The organism is Streptomyces sp. NPDC047971, assembly GCF_040653355.1.
Taxonomy (GTDB): Bacteria; Actinomycetota; Actinomycetes; order Streptomycetales; family Streptomycetaceae; genus Streptomyces.
In genome coordinates, this window is sequence record NZ_JBEZNW010000050.1 from 23,889 (window position 1) to 46,068 (window position 22,180).

25 protein-coding genes are annotated in these 22,180 nt (G+C 68.6%); 12 read left to right on the top strand and 13 right to left on the bottom strand.

Features of this window, described 5'->3' with window-relative positions:
• Positions 1-10 precede the first annotated feature (10 nt).
• Positions 11-409 carry a hypothetical protein gene (locus AB0D99_RS31715; protein WP_362370143.1) on the top strand — a complete coding sequence of 133 codons (399 nt, stop codon included), beginning with the start codon at positions 11-13 and terminating at the stop codon, positions 407-409.
• 1,020 nt (positions 410-1,429) lie between these two features.
• Positions 1,430-1,774: a hypothetical protein gene (locus AB0D99_RS31720; protein WP_362370146.1), complete on the top strand. Its 345-nt coding sequence runs from the start codon at positions 1,430-1,432 to the stop codon at positions 1,772-1,774.
• Here AB0D99_RS31720 and AB0D99_RS31725 read toward each other — a convergent pair.
• A complete protein-coding gene (locus tag AB0D99_RS31725; protein ID WP_362370148.1) occupies positions 1,730-1,975 on the bottom strand; it encodes a hypothetical protein in 246 nt (81 codons plus the stop codon). The two genes, AB0D99_RS31720 and AB0D99_RS31725, sit on opposite strands and share 45 nt — an antisense overlap.
• Before the next feature lie 107 nt (positions 1,976-2,082).
• Between AB0D99_RS31725 and AB0D99_RS31730 the strand changes: the two genes are divergently transcribed.
• Positions 2,083-4,707, top strand: coding sequence for a helix-turn-helix domain-containing protein (locus AB0D99_RS31730; protein WP_362370151.1), 2,625 nt, complete (start codon positions 2,083-2,085; stop codon positions 4,705-4,707).
• 548 nt (positions 4,708-5,255) lie between these two features.
• On the opposite strand, the gene AB0D99_RS31735 is transcribed toward AB0D99_RS31730, so the two are convergent.
• On the bottom strand, positions 5,256-5,834 hold the full coding sequence (locus AB0D99_RS31735; RefSeq protein WP_362370154.1) for a TetR/AcrR family transcriptional regulator: 579 nt from the start codon (positions 5,832-5,834) through the stop codon (positions 5,256-5,258).
• 51 nt (positions 5,835-5,885) lie between these two features.
• A complete protein-coding gene (locus AB0D99_RS31740) occupies positions 5,886-6,290 on the bottom strand; it encodes a RidA family protein (protein WP_362370157.1) in 405 nt (134 codons plus the stop codon).
• A gap of 353 nt (positions 6,291-6,643) precedes the next feature.
• Here AB0D99_RS31740 and AB0D99_RS31745 point away from each other — a divergent pair, with 353 nt between their 5' ends.
• The gene (locus AB0D99_RS31745; protein WP_362370160.1) at positions 6,644-7,042 is read left to right on the top strand and encodes a hypothetical protein; all 399 of its coding nucleotides are present in this window, start codon (positions 6,644-6,646) and stop codon (positions 7,040-7,042) included.
• Positions 7,043-7,513: 471 nt separating this feature from the next.
• Here the strand turns inward: AB0D99_RS31745 and AB0D99_RS31750 are convergent, their stop codons facing one another.
• From AB0D99_RS31750 to AB0D99_RS31770, 5 genes are all read right to left on the bottom strand, one after another.
• Entirely contained in the window at positions 7,514-7,855 is a 342-nt protein-coding gene (locus AB0D99_RS31750) for a hypothetical protein (protein ID WP_362370163.1), read from the bottom strand.
• 12 nt (positions 7,856-7,867) lie between these two features.
• Positions 7,868-8,212, bottom strand: a complete 345-nt coding sequence (locus AB0D99_RS31755) for a hypothetical protein (RefSeq protein WP_362370166.1) — start codon at positions 8,210-8,212, stop codon at positions 7,868-7,870.
• Between the two features lie 151 nt (positions 8,213-8,363).
• Positions 8,364-9,335, bottom strand: coding sequence for an AraC family transcriptional regulator (locus tag AB0D99_RS31760; protein ID WP_362370169.1), 972 nt, complete (start codon positions 9,333-9,335; stop codon positions 8,364-8,366).
• Positions 9,336-10,120: 785 nt separating this feature from the next.
• Positions 10,121-10,993: an NAD(P)-binding domain-containing protein gene (locus AB0D99_RS31765; protein ID WP_362370172.1), complete on the bottom strand. Its 873-nt coding sequence runs from the start codon at positions 10,991-10,993 to the stop codon at positions 10,121-10,123.
• A gap of 527 nt (positions 10,994-11,520) precedes the next feature.
• Complete coding sequence (locus AB0D99_RS31770; RefSeq protein WP_362370175.1) at positions 11,521-11,688, bottom strand: hypothetical protein; 168 nt, start codon at positions 11,686-11,688, stop codon at positions 11,521-11,523.
• A gap of 399 nt (positions 11,689-12,087) precedes the next feature.
• Between AB0D99_RS31770 and AB0D99_RS31775 the strand changes: the two genes are divergently transcribed.
• The 5 genes from AB0D99_RS31775 to AB0D99_RS31795 all read left to right on the top strand — a co-directional run bounded on the left by AB0D99_RS31775 (position 12,088) and on the right by AB0D99_RS31795 (position 15,593).
• Positions 12,088-13,461, top strand: a complete 1,374-nt coding sequence (locus tag AB0D99_RS31775; RefSeq protein ID WP_362370178.1) for an MBL fold metallo-hydrolase — start codon at positions 12,088-12,090, stop codon at positions 13,459-13,461.
• Positions 13,462-13,504: 43 nt separating this feature from the next.
• The gene (locus AB0D99_RS31780) at positions 13,505-13,867 is read left to right on the top strand and encodes a rhodanese-like domain-containing protein (protein ID WP_362370181.1); all 363 of its coding nucleotides are present in this window, start codon (positions 13,505-13,507) and stop codon (positions 13,865-13,867) included.
• A complete protein-coding gene (locus AB0D99_RS31785) occupies positions 13,864-14,610 on the top strand; it encodes a sulfite exporter TauE/SafE family protein (RefSeq protein ID WP_362370184.1) in 747 nt (248 codons plus the stop codon). Before AB0D99_RS31780 ends, AB0D99_RS31785 begins: the two co-directional genes overlap by 4 nt.
• A 79-nt stretch (positions 14,611-14,689) precedes the next feature.
• Positions 14,690-15,262 (top strand): rhodanese-like domain-containing protein, encoded by a 573-nt coding sequence (locus AB0D99_RS31790; RefSeq protein WP_362370187.1) that lies wholly within the window; start codon positions 14,690-14,692, stop codon positions 15,260-15,262.
• 31 nt (positions 15,263-15,293) lie between these two features.
• Positions 15,294-15,593, top strand: a complete 300-nt coding sequence (locus tag AB0D99_RS31795) for a metal-sensitive transcriptional regulator (RefSeq protein ID WP_362370190.1) — start codon at positions 15,294-15,296, stop codon at positions 15,591-15,593.
• 188 nt (positions 15,594-15,781) lie between these two features.
• On the opposite strand, the gene AB0D99_RS31800 is transcribed toward AB0D99_RS31795, so the two are convergent.
• The 4 genes from AB0D99_RS31800 to AB0D99_RS31815 all read right to left on the bottom strand — a co-directional run bounded on the left by AB0D99_RS31800 (position 15,782) and on the right by AB0D99_RS31815 (position 18,429).
• Positions 15,782-16,735, bottom strand: a complete 954-nt coding sequence (locus tag AB0D99_RS31800) for a hypothetical protein (RefSeq protein ID WP_362370193.1) — start codon at positions 16,733-16,735, stop codon at positions 15,782-15,784.
• Between the two features lie 195 nt (positions 16,736-16,930).
• Positions 16,931-17,416, bottom strand: a complete 486-nt coding sequence (locus tag AB0D99_RS31805; RefSeq protein WP_362370196.1) for a DUF1772 domain-containing protein — start codon at positions 17,414-17,416, stop codon at positions 16,931-16,933.
• Positions 17,417-17,464: 48 nt separating this feature from the next.
• Positions 17,465-17,890: a DUF4267 domain-containing protein gene (locus AB0D99_RS31810; protein WP_362370199.1), complete on the bottom strand. Its 426-nt coding sequence runs from the start codon at positions 17,888-17,890 to the stop codon at positions 17,465-17,467.
• A gap of 92 nt (positions 17,891-17,982) precedes the next feature.
• Positions 17,983-18,429 (bottom strand): DUF1772 domain-containing protein, encoded by a 447-nt coding sequence (locus tag AB0D99_RS31815; protein ID WP_362370202.1) that lies wholly within the window; start codon positions 18,427-18,429, stop codon positions 17,983-17,985.
• Between the two features lie 88 nt (positions 18,430-18,517).
• Here AB0D99_RS31815 and AB0D99_RS31820 point away from each other — a divergent pair, with 88 nt between their 5' ends.
• Both AB0D99_RS31820 and AB0D99_RS31825 read left to right on the top strand, forming a co-directional pair.
• A complete protein-coding gene (locus AB0D99_RS31820) occupies positions 18,518-19,096 on the top strand; it encodes a TetR/AcrR family transcriptional regulator (RefSeq protein WP_362370205.1) in 579 nt (192 codons plus the stop codon).
• Positions 19,097-19,502: 406 nt separating this feature from the next.
• Entirely contained in the window at positions 19,503-19,925 is a 423-nt protein-coding gene (locus AB0D99_RS31825; RefSeq protein WP_362370208.1) for a hypothetical protein, read from the top strand.
• Positions 19,926-20,335: 410 nt separating this feature from the next.
• On the opposite strand, the gene AB0D99_RS31830 is transcribed toward AB0D99_RS31825, so the two are convergent.
• Entirely contained in the window at positions 20,336-21,247 is a 912-nt protein-coding gene (locus AB0D99_RS31830; protein WP_362370211.1) for a LysR family transcriptional regulator, read from the bottom strand.
• 105 nt (positions 21,248-21,352) lie between these two features.
• On the opposite strand from AB0D99_RS31830, the gene AB0D99_RS31835 reads away from it, so the two are divergent.
• Positions 21,353-21,709, top strand: a complete 357-nt coding sequence (locus AB0D99_RS31835) for a DoxX family protein (protein WP_362370213.1) — start codon at positions 21,353-21,355, stop codon at positions 21,707-21,709.
• The last annotated feature ends 471 nt before the right edge of the window (positions 21,710-22,180 follow it).

A 22,180-nucleotide genomic window follows, 5' to 3' on the forward strand; every position in this document is an offset into this window, starting at 1 on the left:
TGATCCCGTCATGCTGATTGCGACCAACGAGCGTGGCCACGTGGTGAAGCGCGCCACCAAGCCCGCCATCGGGACAATGCTGGCCAACCTGCGGCAGGGCAACGCCCACATGGTCGTCGAGCGGGTGGACAGGGAACGGCCCGGCGACTGGTACATCCAGGTCCTGCTGCGGGAGAACAACACCTACCAACTCGAATACCGGGACGGCTTGGCCGAGCAGCACTTTCAGACCATGACCGTGTCCCAGGAGAAGGTCCTGACGGCACTGCTCGGCTGGGCTGCGGCGAAGCCGGGCTGGCGGGACGCCTTCATGTGGAACAACATCGGCGAGCAGTTCAGCTCCAGCAACCAGGATGCACCTGAGCCTGCTGGCGCTGTGGGGCAGGCTGCGATGCCCGGGGCAGTCTGACCAGGGCGGTCGAGATTTGATGGCAGAACCGTGCAGTGGTCCAACTTCGGTGGCACAGGACAACCCCGGCCGGTCGGCAGACGCGCGGATCTGCGCCCCCCTCTGTGTGCCCTAAGGGGACGCCCAGCGGTGCGCCGCGATCGGGCGCTCAGGGTGGGTAGCGTATACGCGAGCCGATCAGAGCTCGGGAAGATCCAGGGGCACGCACGGGAAGGAGCCTTGCGTAGGCTCCGGGCAAATGCTCACCCCCATCCCCGCGACCCCGACTTTGATGTAGCTGCTGGAGAGATTAGGGATTTGCCCTCGGGCATGGTGCGGCTGTGGGTGTGGCGCTGTGTGCCCAGGCGGTGCCGGTGACGCCGATGATCGTTGCTGCCGCGAGAGCCGCTGCGTACAGGGCGATGGTCTTGCGCGTGGACCAGTCTCTCTTGCGCTGTGACACCTCCGACACGACGGACGGGTGAGGTTACCCAGGTGGCTTGGCGTTTCTTCGCACGTACGCGGGGCCACTGTCCTGTCTGCGCCTCCCTTCAGGACGGCCGGGTACGAAAGAGCCTCGAGCGGAGGTGAGCCGTGCCCACAGCGACCGACTGCGTTCGCCGGGCGTCCGCTCCGCGAGTGGGTTGCCGCAGACTTTCCTTGCCGCGCTGGCCGTGGCTCCCGTGGACGTCACCGTCGGTGCTGCGGCCGGCAAGCCTGCGCTGGCTGTTCCGCCCTCCTGCAGCGTGCAGGTGATGAGCGTAACGCTGTCGGCCCTGCGCGCACTCGCATCATCACTGAGACGACCATGGCCACGCTGGGGGAGCTGTCCGCAAGGCGATGATCGCTCTGGCGGACGCCGATGCATGGCGCGAGCCGGGCGCGATCGAGACGCAGTTCTAGGCGCACCCCCGGCGCGTGTCCGCGGACCCGGGCTACGACGTCGCCAAGTGCCGTCGACTGGATGTGGGCACTGTCGAGGCGTAGGTGGAGCATGAACCGGGGATCTGAAGGCCCGCATGAGAGCCGCTTTGCTCCGAGGTGCTCAGGACGGCTGATCACTCCCTGGGCCGTAGTCCCGGACACCCGCCGGTCCACCAGCCGCAGGGAGATCGCATCCACTGGAGATGTACGGGAGACCAGACGGTTCTCGACATCCTCGCGCGGGCCAGGCTGATCGCTCTCGACGGGGACACCGTCGACCTGGCCCACGAGGCCCTCGTTACCGCTTGGCCCCGACTGGACGCGGAGTCGCGGGGTGTGGGTTCCCCGGGCGGTAGAGCTGACAGGCCGTCGTCCCGCTGCCTGTCGGTGCATGTCGCGGAGGCGAAACGGCAGTTCCTAGACCAGCTTGAGCTTCTCCTCGACGAAGAGGACGAACGTTGAGAAGCCTACGAAGGTGCCGCCTCCATAGACCGCGCATTCGAGTCCTGTTGCCCCGTAGTGGCGGGAGACCATGCCCGCGATCAGGCCCCCGGCGAAGCCCGAGAGGACGCCGACGATGATCGCCAGTACCCGGGCGCGGGCGTGGAGTCGGTCCACTTCTCGTTGGAGGCGCTCGGTTTCGTTGGTCGACGCAGTTTCCATGTCCGTTACCCCTTGGTGTTGTCGGTGCCGATTCGGGCAGGCTCGGCCGGCCGGTCGAGTACCAGGGATAGCCTCTACAAGCGTTCATCGGGTTGATGTGAACAAGCATGAACGAGATCTTCAGGGGGCTGCGGGTGAGTGGAGCCGAGCTGTGGGGGCGCGACGCGAACGAAGAGCTGAGCGGGCGCCTGAGGCGGGCGATGACCGCTCAGAGCCTGACTCAGTCCCTGCTCGCCAGAAACGCGGAGCTTTCTGCGGCGGCGGTCAGTAACGCGCTCAACGCCGAGAAGGGACCCCCGTCGGTGCATTCCCTGAAGCAGCTCGCCCTCGCTCTGGGGGTTCCTGGGGATGAGCTGGCGGAATGGACGGATCTGCGGGACAGGGCGACACGGAATCCGCCCAGGCCAGTTCCTGCGACCGCACCTGCCGGGAGGTTCGATCGCTATCTTGCGGCTGCTGGGCGTGCCGCCCTCGAAGATCCGTACGCCGGTATCCTGCCCGGCGTCATCCCTCCTCTGGCGGGCGTACATCTGAGGCAGCAAGCCCGGCTGACCGGCCACAGCGCCCCTCACGCTCGGGGCGCGACCGAACTTCCGTACGACGGGGGAGCGGTGCCAGCGGAACAGATCCTGCTGCGCGGAGAATCTGGCATCGTGTCCGCGGGGCCGGGCGGTGGCAAGACGACCCTGTTGCGTACCCATCTGGCTGCGGCGGTTGGGCGCCTGCGCACCATGCAGGTGGTGGCCTCGATACCGGTCCTGGTGCCGGCCGCTGCCTTGACAGGTCTTCCGCTTACCCAGGCGATCGCCGAAGGTGCCACAGCCATGCTCGCTCCGCACGGATTGCCCGACAGGTTGCCCACAGCCTTCTTCCGCAAGCAGCCCAAGCCAGGCATGGCCTGGCTTGTCATGGTCGACGGCCTCGATGAGATCACCGACACCAGGACTCGGCGGAGGCTGCTGCAAACCCTTTCCCAAGCAATGCACGGTGATGAAGAGTTGTACCGGGTTCTGGTCACCACCCGCCCGTTGCCGGCGGAGGAGCTCGATGACCTCGGCGACCAGGTGCCTCACTACGAACTGCAGGCACTCGGCACCAAGGACCTGCCCGACTTCGCGTGCCGGTGGTTCGAAGCACTGCAGCTGCCTGATCCGGACTCGGACGCCGTGCGGTTCATCGGTGCCCTCGACCGCAGCGGGCTGCTGGATCTGGCTCGTACTCCGTTGATGAGCACCATGTTGTGTCAGCTGTATGCCGCGGACCCGGGGGGTGAGTTGCCCAGGGGGCGAGGTGCGATCTTCCGGCGTTTCGTCGATCTCCTTCACGAACGCCAGCATGGGTGGGACAGCAGCAGTGTCACGGAGCAGACGCGCATCATGTTGGCGCGGTACGGTCCTGACGCTCTCGCGATGGGCCAGCGCACTCTCGATCACCTTCCCACCCTGGTCACCTACCTGGCTGCCCAGCAGTACGAGGGCAAAGAGGAACCGGTCCCAGAAGCGCTGGCCTCGCAGCCTGAGGCGGCCCGTCCGGCGCGCGTGCCGAAGCGGGTATGGGCTGACTTCCTGACCGAGGCAGTTCGCCGCAGCGGGCTGCTGACCCTGCAGTCCGGCCGGTTCACCTTTTCTCACCAGACGCTGCGCGAGTATCTGGCGGCGCGCCACACCGTGCACGATGCAGACGCCGCGCGGCGGGTGCTGTCCGGCCTGCTCGACAACGGCTGGTCCCGCCCCCGCCCGTGGGCGCGCAGGATCTGGAGTCTGCCGAGCAGCATCAAGGACTCCTACGGAGGGTTCCTTCTCGACATCTGTGCGGAACTGGGCGTGGACACGGCGCCCGTCCTCCATCGGCTAGCGGCCCATGGCGGGACAGACGGTTGCTTCTTCGTTCTCCGTCAGGCAAACCTTGGCACTCTGGTGCCGGAACGCGTCATCGCGGCTGCCACCGAATCCCTCGCCTCGTTCGTTCACAACGCTCCGGCCAGTATCGATCCCTTCGAGTTCTTCGCAGCAGCCCGGGAGTTGGCGGAAACAGGCGATCCACGCGGCCTCGATGCCCTTGCCGCCACAGCTGACATCGGGCTCGGCCGGAACGCGATCCAGCGCTGGCTGCTACCACGACTCAGGCATCTGTATGACGCAACACGTGTCACGGACAGTTTCATCCGTATGGCCTCAGCACGAGAACTTGCCAGGCTGGGGGATCCTCGCGGCCGAAGCCTGCTCATCGAGCTTCTGGAACATCCCACCCATCTCGACTTCGCAGATCGGTACGAAGTGGCGGGGCATCTTGCCGAGCTCGGCGTGCACCACGCTCCCGAGATTCTCGCTGCCCAGGCGCACGACCCCGAACTGGACGGCCGGTACCGCATCGAGGCGGCTCATGCTCTGACGGAGCTCGAGGACCAGCGTGGTCTGGCCGCCCTTCTGTCATGCGTAGCCGACTCCGGCCGCGCGGGCGCCGAGCGAGTCGAGGCGGCACTGAGAATCACCATGGTCAGGCAGCACCGGCGGGACGGTTGGAACACCATGGCAGCGCTGACGAACGATCTCACTCTCGACGGCCGTCACCGGGTCGATGCGGCATGGCACCTCGTGCAACGCAACGACACACGTGGTGAAGACGCCCTCGTGACGCTGAGCAACGACCGGGCATTGTCGGCCTCCGCCCGTTGGCGAGCGATCCGGGGTCTGAATCGCCTGGGCATCCCCTGGCCGAGTGACAAGCCCTGATGTCGGCTCCACGAGTACCGCTGCCGCACCGGTCCGAGCCCCCACTCGCGACGCCGCCGACGCCACTACCGCACGGATGACCACCGACGTCGCCGACCTTCCTTGCCGCGCCCGCTACCCCGAAGCGGTCGGCCGGTGACTGCGACGCACCCTGGGAAAGTCCAAGGGAAGCCTGGGCAAGCCGTCCTGAACACCGGCTTGACCACCCGGCCGGTGGCGCTCCGGCGAGGCGGCGTCGGGCAAGGCCGTCCCCGGGCTCAGCTGTGTGAGGTTCTCCCCAGCGAGGCCCAGTCCAACTTCATCCCGCTCGGGGCAGTCCGCCCTGACGACTCGGAGACGCCGACGGCCGGCTGAGCCGGCCTTGGCTGTGGCCCGGAGGTGGTTGATGACGTCAGGGACGGCGTCCTTCGGTCAGCAGTGCGGCTGCACTTCGGCATGAAGGTCGTGCGCTGACCGCTCCCCGCCCGTGACCAGCACGAGTCGATGCGTTTCCGAGCGGCACCATCCAACGCGGTGTGGGCGCGCGACGGCCGTGAACTGATGCAGGCTCAGAGGCTGGCGAGGGTGCTCTCCACGGTGTCGAGAAGGACCCGCCTGTCGCGGTGTACCCGGGCGAGGATGCGCAGGCCGTAGCACGTGCTCTGGATGCGCCGGGCCAGGGCGTGGAGATCCCCGTCGGCACGGATCTCGCCGGCGTGGCGGCCATGGGAGAGGGCGGTGTAGAGCGCGTCCGCGACCTTGTCGAAGCTGCGCGCAGCCAGGTCCTTGATGTCCTGGTCGTGTGCGGAGGCTTCGACGGCGGCGTTGATCGTGAAGCACCCTCGATGCCCTGACTCGTCCAGATCCGTGTCGACCGCCTGGACCATCAGCCGGCGCAGACGGTCCTTCACAGGAGCCGGGCCCTGGAGGAGCGCGACTTGTTCGGCGGTGTTGGTCTCGTGGTACAGGTTGAGCGCGCGCAGATACAGCGACCGCTTGTCGCCGAAGGCGTTGTAGAGGCTTGAGGGCCCGAGACCGGTGCCGGCGCAGAGGTCGCGCGTCGACGTCCCTTCGTAGCCCAGGCGCCAGAAGGCCTCCATGGCGGCACGTAGGGCGCGTTCCTCGTCGAATTCTCGGGGCCTTGCCATGGGCTCAGCCTACGTCGAGCTCGGCCGAACCCCGGCGACGGGCCCCTCGCGTCAGGCCACGGCTCCGACCGCTTCGATCTCGATCATCCAGTCCGGATCCGCGAGGGCGGTGACCTGGATGAACGTCTCGGCGGGGAAGGGGTGCTGGTACTGCTCCGCCCGGAGGGCCGCGAAGAGGTCTTGGTGGGAGATGTCCGTGACGAAGACGGTGAGTTTGACTGCCCGGTCGAGCCCTGAGCCCGCTCGCGCAAGAACGGTGGATACATTGGCCAGCGCCTGCCGAGCCTGCGTGGTGAAGTCACCACCGACCGTGGTGCCGTTGCCGTCGACAGGCGCCTGTCCCGACGTGAAGACGAGACCGCCGACCCGAATGCCGAGCGATATCCCGGCCGCTTCGTACCAGTCGGGGTCTGCGGTGACGCGGACGCGGTCGACCGGAGTTGAGGGCGAGGCCATGGTTGCTCCTTGTGCGCGTGCTGCCTGGAAGCGGTGCGAGCGTCGAACTGCCCGTACAGGGCTGTACGCACCTTAACAGGTTTTGAATCGAACGCTTCAGAATGAGATTCGTTGTCGCCGCTGAGGACTTCGAGCTCCGAGGGGGGCCTGGCGCTGCACCGGGAGGAGTAACTGTGGCTGCGGCAAGCCCGATTGAGCCGCCGTTGTCACGGATGCGGCCGGCGGTCTGCTCGCTCCGCCGCCCCCGGCGTAGGTGGCTAGCCTGGGCGTCGGCTGTTCCAACGAGGACGACCGGGAGCAGGGGCCGGAACAACGTCCTGGCCGAACCCATTCATCGCTCATACGATCGCGGCATGTTGAATACGGGGTGTCGTGTCGCTCTCGGCGTGGTGGCTTCCAGCGCCTTCTTCTGGGCAGTCGCCGGGGCCGTTGACCTCGGACTGGAGCGAGTCCAAAGAGGGTTCGCCCTCCCTGACGGCGGAGAGTGGTACACGCTCGCCCTGTTCGTCGGCTTCATCGTGGCCTACTTCAGCGTGGCCTCCCTTACCGATACGGCCGTTGAGCGGTACGCAGCACTGGTCCCGGCGGCGGGTGCCGGCTTCGGTGTCATCTCGTGCGTGCTCATGGGCCAGCAGACACGCCACTGGGCCGGCGCCGCCGTTATGGCACTGATCGGTTCCGCCTTGCTGCTCATGGTTCATCTACGGAATCGCCCAAGGCGTGCCCGGCTTGATGCAGGCGCGGCTGAGTAGGGGAGTCGATGCGACGAGGTGCTCAACTACAGCCGAACGGCGGTCACGCCCCGGCTTCATGGCTTTCTGGCAGGGGAATGGGATGTCCTTCCGCGCGGTTGGGTCCGGGGGAATGAACCAGTTGTGTGCCTGCGGAACCCTCGTCACGAGGCTGTGTTCCCACTGCTGCCTACCGTACGAACTTCATCTCTCAGCCGGCCGCGTCCCCACCGTTCGCACTTGCGGCGGAAGCGGCCCGCTCCTACGCCTCGCCGACATTCCCACGCCTGCCGGGCTGCCCGGGAGCTGCTGAAGGACTACTGGCTCTGGGCTGCCGAGGCGGCGGCCGATCTCTCGAACGCGATGCCGTACGCCGCCGTGCCGGCCAGGCACGGCCTCGGGGACACCCGATCTCGGTTCGTGGCGCGTGGCCCCGCGAGCGCCCGCCGAGAGAGGCGGACGCTCGCGCTGTGACGGCCGGGCGCGGATGCCTCAGTGAGAGGAACGGGTCTCGATGCCGGCGCTGGAGAAGAGGGTGAGCGGCGGGCAGAAGACCTTGGACACTCCACTGGTCTTCCAGGTCGGGGCGGTACGGGAGACGAGATTCCCGCCGTGCATGGGGTAGCAGAGCACGGTCGCCCGGTAGCTGCCCCCGTTGCTTCGGCTGCACTTGGCGTACGATCCGTTGTCGTACGAGCCGTACTCGCAGCCCGTGGGCCAGCCCATCACCGTTACATCCCCCGATGCGGGCGCGGCCGAGGCTGAGCCGTGGAAGCCGAGAGCCGCGGTCGCGGTCACCGCCGTGGCGGCCAGTACGCGCGTGATCCTGCTCATGTCTGCTACTCCTCAGGTCTTGTTGAGTACGGAGGTCTCGACGCCGGCGGACTGGGCCTTGGATTCGTTCTGGCAGTACGCGTAGGAGATGCCGTTCTGCCGCCACGGGCCCACGTATTCGACGATCTTTCCGTTGGGGTACTTGCACAGGACGAGACCCCGATACGAGCCACCGTTGTGGTCGCGGCACTCGGCTGCCCCGCCCCAATCGCGCATCCGCTCGTAATGGCAGTCGGCAGGGCGGCCCAACGCCCCTGCCGTCGCCGGTGTCCCGGTGCCCAGTACGAAGGCTCCGCTCAGCAGCACTCCGAATGCCGCGGGAGCGACGGCCCGTCGTATGCGTGTGCTCGTCGACACGATGCTTCACCTGCTTTCATTTGGTCGGGTGCGCGCAGAGCCGGCCTCTGGCCGGGGCGACTGGAGTCCCCGTTCTGCGCGCGTCACCGATCATGCCGAGCCGGGCCGCGGCGGTGTTGGCGCTGAGTCCCCGCTTGTTTGGCGCTCGGTCTCATGTGCGGGGCGCGCCGCCGAGCGACCGCTGTCGGTGCTCGCGGGGCGACAGTCCGTACGCACAACGGAAGGCGCGGGTGAAGTCGCCGGCGCGGGGGAAGCCCCAGCGAACGGCGACAGTGTGGATCGGGGTACTGCGCAGAGCGGGGTCCGCCAGGTCGTGATGGGCCTGCTCCAGACGGCGGGCGCGGATCCAGGCGGAGAGCGTCTCGCCTCCGGACTGCTCGGTGAAGACGCGGTGCAGATGGCTGAGGGAGATGTGGTGAGCGGCGGCGATCGTGGCGGGCTTCATTTCGGGGTCGTGCAAGTGCTGGCGGACGAACGCCCGAACGCGCTCGGCCAGCGCTCGCCGGTTGGTCTCCGCCGGTAGGGCGAACTCGTCGTCCAGAGCGTGGGAAAGGCAGGCGGACACCAGGTCGAGCACGGTCGTGCCGAGTCGGGGAGCGTCGCACGGGCGCAGGACATCGGCCTGCCGGCCCAGGCCGACGAGGAAGTCGGCCAACAGGGCGCCCGTGCCCTCCCGCGCCGAGAAACCCCGCCCGCTCATCTTCCGTATTTGCTGCGGCGGCAGGGGGAGTAGCTCCCTGGGGAAGTCGACGCCGACGCCTGTGACGGCGCGGCATTCGCCGGTGTCTGGTGCCCCCTCGAGGAAGTGGAGGTCGCGTGGGCCCAGCGGCGTCGTCTGCTCGCCGTCGTACGTGAGAGTCATCCGCCCGTCGAGCAGGAACGTGAGCTGACAGCGCTCCAGGTCGGGCTGCCGGGCGGTGCGGACTCCCCTCCAGAGGCGCGCGGGCGCGTACGAGGCGTGCCACACGGTCACCGGACCCAGCTCCATACGGCGTAACTGCGACTCCAAGGCGGAGGCGTGGGCGCCGGCGACGTCGACCTTGCGGTCCTGGAACATCAACTCCCGCCAGCAGTTGAACCTGTCCTCCGGCATGTCCTCGCTCCGGAACACGGTTCCGATCATTGCAGTGGCCCTCCGTCTCCCGCCGGGTTCGTCGCACCCCTAGACGGCTGAAGCGACGGGCCATGTGACATGTGCGGCTGTCGCGAGCGTCACAGCGTCGCCACGCGGACTACGAGTCCGGCTGCTCGGCGGCTGGCCTGGTCCCCGCAACCTGCCCGCGCCGTGCGCGCAGGCGGGTGGGGCTCGTCGGCCGTGGCGAAGCGACGCACGCTTCCTCCAACGGGATGTCACCGTCAACGGGCGGCCCGTTTCGGCCCCCGTCATCCCACCATCTCTGACAGGGCCGCACCGTGTTTCGGTCGCGCGTTCTCTTGGTGAGGTCAGCTGACATGCCCCGCCACGGGGCCTCATCGATGCTGTTCGTCCTGGTGAGGCGGCAGTAGCCCCCAAGGGGCCTGCAACCTACCGGCGGTTCGCCGTGCAGCCCGGCTCGGAGGGTGGGGCCGAAGGGTACAGGTCAGCGTCCCTCTGCCCTCCGACCGTCGGAAGGCAATGGTGGTCATACCGAGGTTCGACGATGTGGCCGGGACGTCCACGATGGTCGTCCAATGGGGCAAGCTCGTCGTTGGCTCCGGCGAGGCTGACTTCGAGTCCTTCGATCTCGACGGGCGGTCATGCTCTCCGAGGCATCCGCTCACACGGCGCGCCGAGGTGTTGTCCACCTCGCCGGCCGCGCCTCGATGCGGCGAGAATCCCCTGTGCCGGGCGGTACCGAAACCTCCGACGACACCGATCACGAGGCTGGCCCGCTGAACAGGATGTGCCCCGATCACGTCGCGGAGCGATCAATCGGATGTCCTGAGGCGTCGCACCGCATCGGGTGCGGTGTAGCGGGTCAGGCCCTCGGCGAGCTGCCTCTCCAGTGTCGCTGCGGATTGCTCGAAGTAGTCGGCGCGCACTCCCGCGTCTCGGGACGCGTGTGCCATGTTGCGTACGCTGGCCAGCACCACATCGAGTCCCTGGGCGAGCACCGGTTCGGCGTCCGAGTCGACGTCGGCGGCGAACGCGTGCATCACCTGCGACATGTTCGTCAGCCAGGGAACCAGGAGATCCGTGAAGCCGGCCGCGCTGCCCTCGCTGTGTGAGGTGGCCATGGCCAGCGAGTGGAAGAAGCCGTCGAACATCACGTTCATCGCACTCAGCAGGGCCAGGTCGTAGAGTGCGGCCATGCCCGCGTCGACGCCGAGGTATTTGGCGGCACCCAGGGCCTTCAACGTGTCTTCGTGTGCGTCGAAGTGTCGCTTTGGGCCGCTGTAGAGGACAGAGGCCCGCGAGGTAGCGACCGTCGAGGGAACCGCCATGATCCCGCCGTCCAGATAGGACGCGCCGTGGCCGGTCGCCCAGGCCTCCGCCTCCCGGGCCTGCGCCGGTGTTCCGTTGGTGAGGTTGACGAGCGTACGGCCGTGCAAGGAGCCTTCGGCGGGCCGGAGCACCGCGCCCGAGACGGCGTAGTCCAGAAGGCAGACCAGTGTCAGCGGGCTGGCGAGGACGGCCTCTTCGACCGTCGCGGCGCGTTGGGCGCCAAGCGCCACCAGTTCATCCGCCTTGGCGGCGCTGCGGTTCCACACGGTCGTGGGATGACCCGCGGTGACCATGGCGCCGGCCAGCGCGCGTCCCATCTCACCGAGACCGATGACGCTTACCGTTGTCCTGCCCATATGTGCTCCCCTGCATCTTCTCAGCGATTGATTGGCCCTCCTTACCCTCAGGTTGATCCCGACCTCCCGACAAGTACGCACTAAATAGTGAGTACTTACCTACGGGTGTGTAGGTGAGGGCCGCGCTGTGCCACGAGCTTGCTGTAAGGGGACGGAATCCGGCGGTTCGCACGACCGAAAATGATGCCGACGTGTCGTCGCGAAAGGACTGGATGAAGCTGAGCGCAGGCCCCTGTGTTTCGTCCAGGCTGCCGGGCCGGTGCTGGGTGGGTCTGGCAGTGTGCGCCGTGAGCGAGACCGTGCCCTTTCGCGGCCGGCCGTTGCGACCGTGCCCGCGGAGCGACTTCTGTGGTCTCCCGTTCGCGATCGACTCGGTCGATGAGCGTGACTGCCCCTGTATTGAGCAAACGCAATAATCCGTGGATGAGTTGAGCGTGACCAGCGGGCCCGGCTTCGACCGACTATCCGCCGCAGTCTCCCAGCGGCCCGCCTGGCGCGGGGTAGAAACCCGAGAACGCGAATGAATTCTACGTGCTGCGTTCCCGGATGGAGTTCGCCGATGACTGGTGCTTGAGACGTTTCTTACGGTGCGGTGAGGGCTGGGTGGCTTCGGAGAAGCCCGACTCGTCCAGCGCCGAACCAAACAGGTTCTCGGCAAGGGTCCCCGCGTACGCAGCAGCTTTGGTCTTCGACACGCCAGAACCTCAACGGTCAGCACATCGGCCGGACAGCGCCTGGTGATCTGAGGCGGAGAAGCGTCGGCAGTAGGCGGCGACGTTTCCAGCTGTTGGCGAGCCTGTAGGGCAAGTGGGATCGAGTCGAGCAGCTCTTCGCCCTGCTCGTCAGTCTCGCCGCCAGTGGGCCGGACGATCCGTCGGTGGGCCTGCCCTCGTGAGGCCGTCGGGGCTTCTGTCCGACGGCCTGGTCGCGCAATTCTCCCGCGCCGTTCGGTCTCGACAGGGGGTGTCGGGTGCGGGGGGTCGGCCGCGCTGAGCATGACCGCTCGCACCATCCAAAAATACCCCCGGGGGTACCCGTGCTACGCTCGATCTATACCCCCGGGGGTAAATGTCATCGCCGAAAGGAGCACCCGCGTGTTCTTCATTGACACCATCGAGACCGAGGGCCTGGGGAACCGGAGCTACCTCGCCGGCGGCGTCGCCAACGCCGTCGTGGTCGACCCGCCTCGCGACATCGACCGCGTCCTATCGGCGGCAGCTGTACGTGGGGTGCGGATTTCCCACGTGGTGGAGACCCACGTCCACAACGACTACGTCACCGGTGGCCTGGACCTGGCCCGCCTGACCGGCGCCGCGTACCTCGTACCGTCCGGCGCCCACGTCTCCTTTTCCCATGTCCCGGTCTCGGACGGCGACACCGTGGGCGTCGACGAGGGCGTCACGCTGCGGGCGCTGGCCACCCCCGGCCACACCCCCCACCACACCTCCTACGTTCTGGAGGAGGACGGCCGGGTCGCAGCGGTCTTCACGGGAGGTTCGCTGCTGATCGGCTCGGTGGGACGCCCCGATCTGGTCGAACCCCGCCTGACCGAACAGCTGGCCCGCGCTCAGTACGCCTCCGCCAACCGCCTGGCGGCCGAGCTCCCCGACGAGACACCGGTGCTGCCCACCCATGGATTCGGCAGCTTCTGCTCCTCCTCCCAGGCCGAGGGTGACGCCACCACCATCGGCAAGGAGAAGACCGCCAACGACGCCCTGGTCAAGGACGTCGACTCCTTCGTCGCCGACCTCCTGGCTGGCCTCGAGGACGTGCCCGCCTACTACGCCCACATGGGTCCGGCCAACGCCGCCGGCCCCGCCCCGGTCGACCTCGGAGCCCCGCCCCTGACCGACGCCACCGACATCGCCCGTCGGCTGGCCGCCGGGGAATGGGTCGTCGACCTGCGCAGCCGTATCGCGTTCGCCGAAGGGCACGTCGCGGGCTCGTTCAACTTCGAGGCGGACGGGAAGATCGCCACGTACCTGGCCTGGATGATCCCCTGGGGAAAACCCGTCACCCTCCTCGCCGACTCACCCGCCCAGCTCGCCGCTGCCCAGCGCGAACTGGTCCGTGTCGGCATCGACCGCCCCACCGCCGCGGCCACCGGCACCCTGGCCGACTGGATACCCGACGGCCACACCCCCCGGTCCTTCCCCCGCGCCACCTTCGCCGACCTCGCCGCCCAAGCACCCGGCCCCGACACCGTGATCCTCGACGTCCGCCGCGACTCCGAGCGCGCCAGGGGCTTCATCACAGGATCCGCCCATGTCCCCGTCCACGACCTCCACCGTCGCCTGGCCGATGTCCCGGCCGGAACCGTCTGGGTCCACTGCGCGGGCGGGATGCGCGCGGGAATCGCCGCCTCCCTCCTCGACGCCGCCGGACGCGACGTCGTCGCCATCGACGACTCCTTCGACGCCGCGACGCCCGCCGGCCTGACCCTCACCACCGACGACCGCACCCCCTGACCCCGTCCCCCTACCTGCCCACACCGACCTGGAAGGAAGGCGCATGTTCTCCCTCTTCCGCCGCGGCGCCGCCCGCGTCACCCCCGCCCAGGCCCACCAGCGCACCACCAATGGCCCCGCCGTGCTCCTCGACGTGCGTGAACGGGCCGAATGGAACACCGGACACGCCCCCGACGCCGTCCATGCCCCGCTCTCCCGCCTCCTGACCGGCGCCTCCCTGCCCCCGGCCGCCAAGGACAAGCAGCTGGTGGTCATCTGCCGATCCGGGCACCGGTCCCAGCAGGCCGCCCAACTCCTGACCAGCCGCGGCGCCCAGGCCGTCGACGTCAAGGGCGGCATGTACGCCTGGGCCGCGGACGGGCTCCCGGTCGTCGACGAACGCGGAAGCAGCGGCCGGATAGCGTGAGCACGCTCCTCCTCGCCCTCACCGCCGGAGCCGTCATCGGACTGGCCCTCGGGGCACTGGGCGGCGGCGGCAGCGTCCTGGCCGTCCCCGCCCTGATCTACCTCCTCGGCTTCACCCCGGCCGCCGCGACCACCGCCTCCCTGATCATCGTCGCCGCCACCTCGGCCACCGCCCTCTACCGCCACGCCACCTCCGGCAACGTTCGCTGGAAGACCGGCGCCCTGTTCGCGGCGGCCGGCATCCCGCCCGCCATCGCCGCCGCCGCCCTCTCCACCCGCGTCCCCGAGGCGGTACTGACCGCCGCGTTCGCGGTCATCGCAGCCCTCGCCGCACTGGCCATGTTCAAGCCCCGATCAGCCGAGCGGCAGCCGCGCCCCGTCCGGCCCGCACACGCCGCCGGAGCGGGCGCCGGACTCGGGGCGGTCACCGGCTTCCTCGGCGTCGGCGGCGGCTTCCTCGCCGTCCCCGCCCTCGTCACCGTCCTCGGCCTGCGCATGCGTACCGCCGTCGGCACCAGCCTCCTGGCCATCACCGTCAACTCCCTCGCCGCACTCACGGCCCGCGCCGGCACCCACACCCCGCTCCACTGGGCGGTCATCGCCCCCTTCACCGGCGCAGCGATCCTGGGTGCCTGGGACGGCAAACGCCTCGCCGCACGCGTCTCCGGACCTGCCCTCCAGCGGACTTTCGCGACCGTTCTGCTGGCCGTCGCCGCCCTCATGCTCGCCGACGTCCTCCACTGACCCGACCACAATGGACCGAACGCCCACCCATCCCCGCCGCCCACCACCTCACCCCCCAACAAGGACGGAACACCGCACCATGACCCACCCCCGCACCCTCGACGCGCACCAGGCCCACAGCCGCCTCCACGAACTGATCGTCCTGGACGTCCGCACCCCCAGCGAATACGCCACCGGACACATCCCCGGCGCCCTCAACATCCCCCTCGACCACCTCACCCGAGCCCTGCCCGACATCCGCAAGGCCGCCGACCGCGGCGACATCCTCGTCGTCTGCGCATCCGGCACCCGATCCGAGAACGCCTGCAAGAGCCTCACCGACGCCGGAATCACCACCGCCACCCTCATCGGCGGCACCACGGCCTGGACCGACGGCGGACACACCCTCCACCACCCCGAAGGTGCCACCCGCACCTCGTGGAGCATGGAACGCCAGGTCCGCTTCACCGCCGGCGCCGTCGTCCTGACCGGCCTTGCCCTCGGCCGCCTGCGCCCCGCCTTCCGCCTCGCCTCCGCAGGCATCGCCGGCGGCCTGGTCTTCTCCGCCCTCACCAACACCTGCGGCATGGCCGCTCTCCTCGCCAAGCTTCCCCACAACCGCCCCGACCAGGGCGATCTCGATGCCACCCTTGCCGCTCTCCGCGACCACTGACCCCCCTCCACCTCATACCCCCTGGGGTACCATGGAGGGAACGAGCGAAGCCCAGGAGGCACCGGTGAAAGTCGACGAAGACTCAGTCAACGCAGTCCTCAACCGCTTGCGCCGCGCTCAGGGGCAGCTCGCGGGAGTCATCGCCATGATCGAAGCCGGACGCGACTGCAAGGACGTCGTCACCCAGCTTGCCGCCGTCTCCCGAGCCCTCGACCGCGCCGGCTTCAAGATCGTCGCAAGCGGCATGCGCCAGTGCATGGCCAACGCCGACGAAAGCCAGGCTCCCATGACCGAGGAAGAGCTGGAGAAGCTCTTCCTCGCCCTCGCCTGACCCGTGGATTCCCGCTGCGGCCCGGCCCCGACCCTCGGGGCCGGGCCGCAGCGCTCCCAGGAATGCACGGGAGTCGAGTCGGTACGAAGACCCGGTCGTCTTTCAGGAGAACCCGGCCAGTGGATCCGGTGGAGGCTGTCGGTGAGGTGTCGCGGGCACTCGCGCGGGCAGAGGGGACCGGGACGGGTTCAGCAGTCGTAACGGTGGGTGTACGGGGTGTCGGGGCAGGCCCGGCAGACGAAGAAGTACATGCCGCCGACGTCGCCCAGGCCCATGTGGTGCCCGAACGTGGGAAGAGCGGCGGGGTCGGCCTCTGCCTCCCAGGAGGGGGGCGCGGCGAGGTCCTGGCGGAGGTCGCGGTCGTCCAGGGGCAGCCAACGACCCATGCCCGGCTCGGTCGCGGTGACACTGAGGAGGTGCTCCATGCGGGTGCCGCAGCCTGCGCAGTCGGGCCAGTCGGGCGACTGTGTCCATCCTGGGTAGCCACCGACCTTGCTCTGCTGCGTGGTGGCCACCTCGAAGTAGCTGAAGCCGTGTTCCTCTTCCAGGGCTTCGAACCGCTCCTCGAGCAGCTCGCTGAGCCCTTCCGGCAGATCCCAGTTCGGGTACTCCGCAGCCGGTGTGGGGGACACCGTGCACCGGCGCGGCACGTAGTCCTCCTCGGCTGTGTGCGGGACGGGCGGTTCCCTGCCAGCGGCCTTGGCGGCCGTCTGCGCCGCGCTGCGCCAGTGGAGGCTGGGGTTGGCCGCGTACTGGCCGTCCTCGTGGACCAGTGGACACCAGAGGATCTGCAACAGATCGGTACCGGTGGGGAAGACGAGACCGGGCACGTCCCGTGCGTACAGCTGGACTATCGGGACCATCGCGACCGGCTCGGGCCCGACGGGCGCGGCGAGCGGCTTGTAGTGATCCGGCTCGGTGCACATCGGCCAGGGTTCGTCGGCGGGCCACAGCAGTGGCCCGCCGATGGAACTGTCGGCTGTGCTCGGCTGCCCCGTCCGGGGGTAGAGGAGGGTCGCCTCGCGGGCCATACCGGCCAGCTCCGGAAAGACCGCCTCAACGTCGAACGGAGTCGGCGCCAGCGGCCGTGGCGTGCCAGGCCAGGACGGGGCTGCGCGCTGCTGCGCGTGTCCTGACGACATGGCATCTCCCGCTGCTGGCGATCTCGTGAGCCCGACCCTAGTTGGCGCCGCTGACAGCCGACGGGCCCACCCTGCCCCGCTGATGATCCCGTCACCGTTGCTCAGGTGTGCCTGTCGGGTGTGGGTCTGAGAGCGTCTGCACGGTGGTGGTTGGGGTCCCTCTGTCGCCTGCCTGAGACGCGGGATCCAGGCTGATCAGGTTGTTTTGCTGGGGTCGGGTTTGGCGTTTTGGCGATGCAGGGCCAGCAGGATCAGTAGGGAGAAGGCGGCGAACGCCGTGCCTGTGCGGGCGTGGTTGAAGGCTTCCCAGCGATTCAGGATTTCGGCGTGGTCGTGGGGTGCTGTGGTGGCGGCCCATTGCTTGATCCGGCCGTTGATGGGGACGTTGCCGAGCCGGGTTATGAGGAACGATGCGAGGGTGAGCAGGCTGGCGGCGCCGGCGAGCCGTCGTGGGGTGCCGCGGGTCATGATGGCGAGTGTGGCGGTGCTGAGTGCGGACAGTGCCATGGCGCCTTGCATGGTGATGCCGTTCATTTCCATCAGCTGTGTGTGGAAGGACAGTCTCGTCTCAAGTGGCACGGCGTCGAACGTGGGGACGAGGTTGGCGGCGCCGTAGCCGAACGCGCCTGCGAGGGCACCGGTGGACAGCAGGGCAAGACCTGTGGCGAGGGGGACGCGCATGGGGACTCCTTGGCGGCTCGAGTGTGGCGGGGTGGCGGCGGGGTGGTGTCAGGCGGGTTGGGGGGCGGGAGTTGTCGTGGTGGCTGCGGTGGTACGGGTCTCGTGCATGATCAGCAGGCCGTTGATCACCATGAGTGTTGCGGTGAGGCCGTGGACGGCGAGGGCGGTTGCAAGGGAGCCGTGGTGGGCCAGCACGTTGGTCATGTCGCCGTAGGCGGCGAGTGCTTCGACCAGTAGTGCCCAGCCGAGTGCGCGGCGGTGGCCTGTTATGAGCAGGATGGCCAGGACGAGGGCCAGGACGACGTCGCGGGTTCCTTTGATGATGAGGAAGCCGTCGCCGTCGCCGGGCGGCCAGTTCGGCAGGCCGAAGCCTGGCGCGATCGTCTGTGGGGCCAGGATGTACTGGGTCCCGAACCAGAGGATGAAGAGGATGAAGAGGGCGGCCAGGGCGGTGTTGATCTTCTTCAGTGTCATTGTTCCTTCTCCGTGTGGGTTGTCGTCGGCTGGGCGAGGCTGTCGGTGCGGTCGATGGACGGGGGAGTTGCGGTGCGGGTCGGGGTGGTGGGTCAGGCGAGGGCGGCGACGAGCAGGGTGAACGCGGTGACGATGACGGCGACTCGGACGTAGTGGTAGCGGTTCCAGCGCTGCAGTTGCTCCTTCCAGTCGGCGGGCCGGTTCTCGGGGGTCCAGGTCTTGTTGCGGTTGTTGATCGGGACGAGCAGCAGGATCGACATGACCACGCTGAGGATCAGCAGTCCGGCGGCGGTGGCGACGAGTGCGGCGCCGTGGTGCTGCCATCCGGTGACGGCCCAGACCGCGATGAGGACGAGCGAGCCGATGTACCAGAACGGCATGAGGGTGCCGAGCATCCGGCCGCCGTGTGCGTGGCCGAGCTGGCCGCTGTCCTCGGGGAGCGCGTCGAGGATCCGGCTCATGATGAAGGCGACGGAGAACTCCACCCCCACCATCAGTCCGACGACGACGGTGGTGACGACTTGGAGCGTGTCGAGCATGACGACCCCCTGGATCTAGCGCTGCTAGGTGATGAGGCAACGCTAGTACTGCTAACGCTTGATTGTCTAGCGATGCTAGAATTCGTGTATGTCAGTCAAGGAACGCAAGGAGCGCGAACGGGCGGAGCGTGAGCGCCTCATCGTGGCGACGGCCCGTGAACTCGCCGAGCAGCAGGGCTGGGACGCGGTCACCACCCGCCGTCTCGCCGAGCGCATCGAGTACAGCCAGCCCGTTCTCTACAGTCACTTCCGTGGCAAGCGGGAGATCATCGGCGCCGTCGCCCTGGAGGGTGCCACCGAGATGGCCGTGGCGCTGCGGGCGGCGACCTCCGCCGCGGTCGGCCCGCGGGAGCGGGCCGGCGCTCTCGCCCGCGCCTATCTCGACTTCGCCGCGCGCAATCCGGCGGTGTATGACGCCCTGTTCCAGCTCGACGGTGGCCTGGCGTACGCACGGGAGGACACCCCTGAGCCTCTGAAGGACGCCTTTGCCGCCCTGCTCGAGTCCCTCACCGAGGTGGCCGGCGACGGCGTTCATCCGGGGCTGTTCACCGAGGTCTTCTGGGCCGGCCTGCACGGCCTGGCCACCTTGACCCGGGCGGGGCGGCTGCCGCCGGAGCTCATCGAGCCGAGGGTGGAACTGCTGGTGGACCGGCTTGCCGTGGTCTGACACGGCACCCCGACGCGGCTTCCCGGCATGGCTCCTAGGCACGGGTCCCAGGCACGGGTCCACGGCGGGCAGGCGCCCGGACCCCGTTGCCTGTCTGCGGCGGTGCTTCCCGTCACTCGCCTCTACGCGGCGCAGCCGTGGGCTGCAGGGCCCGTCACCGTGGCGGGCACCTTCCCCGGAAGGTGTGATGCAGCATCGATCACGACCCGATACGCGTTTTTGCCGCCGCGTCACTCGCCGGGCTGGCCAACGGTCCTGATCCGGGATCCTGTGCGCGTGCTCATGGGGGATATCTGTTCTGGCTGGGGGTGTTCTTGGTGGCGCTGGGTTGTGTGCGGGGTTCCGCCGGTGCGGTGGATGCCTGGTCTGGGCAGTTGGTGTCAGGGGCGGGTGAGAGGATCACGAGGTGCCTCTGCCTCAGCCTGATGATCTGACCTCGCTGGTTCTGCGTACCGATTTCGGTGACGAGTGTGCCTGGGATTCGGTTCGAGCTGCACTGGATGCGGCGGACGAGTACTCCCATGCCACGTATGTGAGCGATTTTCGCTTTGCCGGTGTCGGGGTCCGTGACTTGATGACCGAAGAGGCTGCTGCTGACGAGGACGAGCAGGTCGTCTACGTGTTTCTGGCGGACGCGGTCACGATGGTGGATCCGGGTTGCCCGCTTCTGGCCGTGGATCTCTCGGACGAGCCTGGGCGGACGTTCAGGGTTCCTGCTCAATGGTTTCCGAACATTTCGGCCAACCTCAGCATCGCCAACATGGACTTTGCGGAGTTCGCCGATGCCGCTGATGGATCAGGGACCTTCTGTGGTTTTGACGAAGGCTGATGCCTTTCGTCGCTGATGTGCGGGCGCGGAACGAGGTTGCGGAACTGCCTCCGCGGTACGGGGCTGGCCGGCCGGTCTTTCGGTGGGTACCGGCGGGTCCGGTTGTGCGGTGGTTGGACGTGGTGTGTTGTTCCGGTCGCCGGTCATCGGCACCAGCCAAGGCCTGCTGCGCTGTGAAGGTGTACGCCAGGACCTGCGGGACCACGGTTGTTCACTCCGTCCCCGCCCCCGTACCCACTGCGGGCTCCGGCCCGGGTGGGTCCGCGCCCGCTCCGCTCGGCCGGTGAGGACGGTGCGGGTCGCTTCGGTCGGCCTTGATGTACATGACGTTGACGGGCATCCGGTTGTGGAGTGGTTCCTGGTTCGGGGCTGTCCGTCGGTGTTGCGTTGCGTCGGCGGGACGTGGTGCCTCAGGCTGTGGTCGGCGGTCCGGGTGGCGTCTGGTCCAGGCAGCAGCGGACGAAGTCCTGGACGACGGGGTCGGTGTCCGCGGCGGGCGGCCATGCGACGCCGACGCTGGTGGGGGCGATGCCGATGACGGGGCGGTAGACGACGCCGGGGCGCGGGTAGAAGCGGGCGGCGGATTCGGGGGCGAGGGCGATGCCGTAGCCGTTGGCGATCGCGGTCAGCCAGTCGTCGGGGTTCTCGGTGACGGCGCCGATGCGGACAGGGTGGCCCTCGCGCTCGTCGGCGGCCAGCCAGTAGTCGTGCCACGGTCCGGTCTCGGGCGGGGCGGCGACGAAGGGTTCGTCCCAGAGCTCGCGGAACGGGATCGCGTCGCGGCCGGCCAGTGGGTGTTCGTCGGGCAGGACGACCCACCGGGCTTCTGTCAGCAGCGTTTCGGTGCGCAGGTCGTCCTGGCCGGGGAAGGGCAGCCGGAGGAGTGCGGCGTCGACGTCTCCGGTGGCGAGTCCGGCGGTCGGGTCCGACCAGGGCGCCTGGCGCATGTCCACCCGCCAGCCGGGCCGGCGGGCGGCGAACGCGGCTGTGATCCGTGGGGTGAGTTCGTTGGCGGCGCTGGCGAGGAAGCCGACGCGCAGGACGCGGGAGGCGCGGGAGGCCGCGCTCCGGGTGTCTTGGCGCAGCCGGTCCCATGCGGTGAGGAGCCCGGGGACGCCGGCGGCGAGGGCGCGGCCGGGTTCGGTGAGCGTCATGCCGGCGCGGGAGCGGGTGAAGAGTTGTACGCCGAGCAGGAGTTCGAGCTGCCTGATCTGCTTGGTCAGCGCCGGCTGGGAGATGAACAGCCGTTCCGCGGCGCGAGTGAGGTTGCCTTCCTGTGCGACGGTGTCGAAGTAGCGGAGCAGTCGGGTGTCCACATCCATGCCGTCAGGTTATGGATGCAGGTATTGGACCTGCAACGGCCGGCGCGAGGAGGGTGGTGGGCGGGGGTGGGATCCGCCCCGGCGTTCTGCTCCTGGAGGTTTGCCGTGTTCGCCGTGTATGCCGTCGTGACCGTTCTGACCGCTGCCGCGCTCGGGTACGGCGCGTATCTGGACTTCGTCGGGCACGAGTCGATCGCGGCGATCGCGGACCGGCTGAGTGTGCCGCGGTCGTGGATGGTGCCGTTGGGTGGGTGTCTGGCGGCGGGCTCGTTGGGGCTGCTGGCGGGCTTTGTCGTGCCGTTGATCGGGATGGCGGCCGCGGCGGGTCTGGTCCTGTATTTCCTTGGGGCGGTCGGCGCGCATCTGCGCGTGGGTGACCGCGAGCTCGGTGGGGCGGTCGGTTTCCTCGGGCTGTCCGTTGCGGTGCTGGTCCTGGGTGTCGCTGTGCACGGTGGGTACTGAGTGGCGTGATGCCGCGGGCCCGGCTGGCCCTTCGTCGTCCCGTCGGGGGGGTGGTGAGAACGAATTCACCTCGGCACGGGATGGGAAGCGCTTCCGGGCGGCTCGTGGCTGTCGATGGCGCGAGTGGGCGGGGGGTCCGGCTCCGGGCGGTTCGGGAGGGCCGGGCTGTGCCCTGTCACACGTTCTGGCGGGTCGTCGTCTTGGAGGGGAGCGGCGTGGTGGCCTGCCTGGGCGGGAGGCTGCTGGGTGGTGGGCTGCCGGGTCCGGCGTGGGTGCGGCATGTCGTATCCCGGGTGGCGGGACTTTCCGCGGGCTGGGAGGGGCCGCCCGGACTGCCTGGTGGGGTGCGGGCTCGACGGGGTTGTGGTGGGTGGGTGGGTGTGGGGTGGGTGTGGTTGCTTCTTTGGGTGTGTTTTGGGGTCCATTCGCATTAGTGGGGTGGGTGTGTGGGGTGTTTGTCGTTTTGTATGG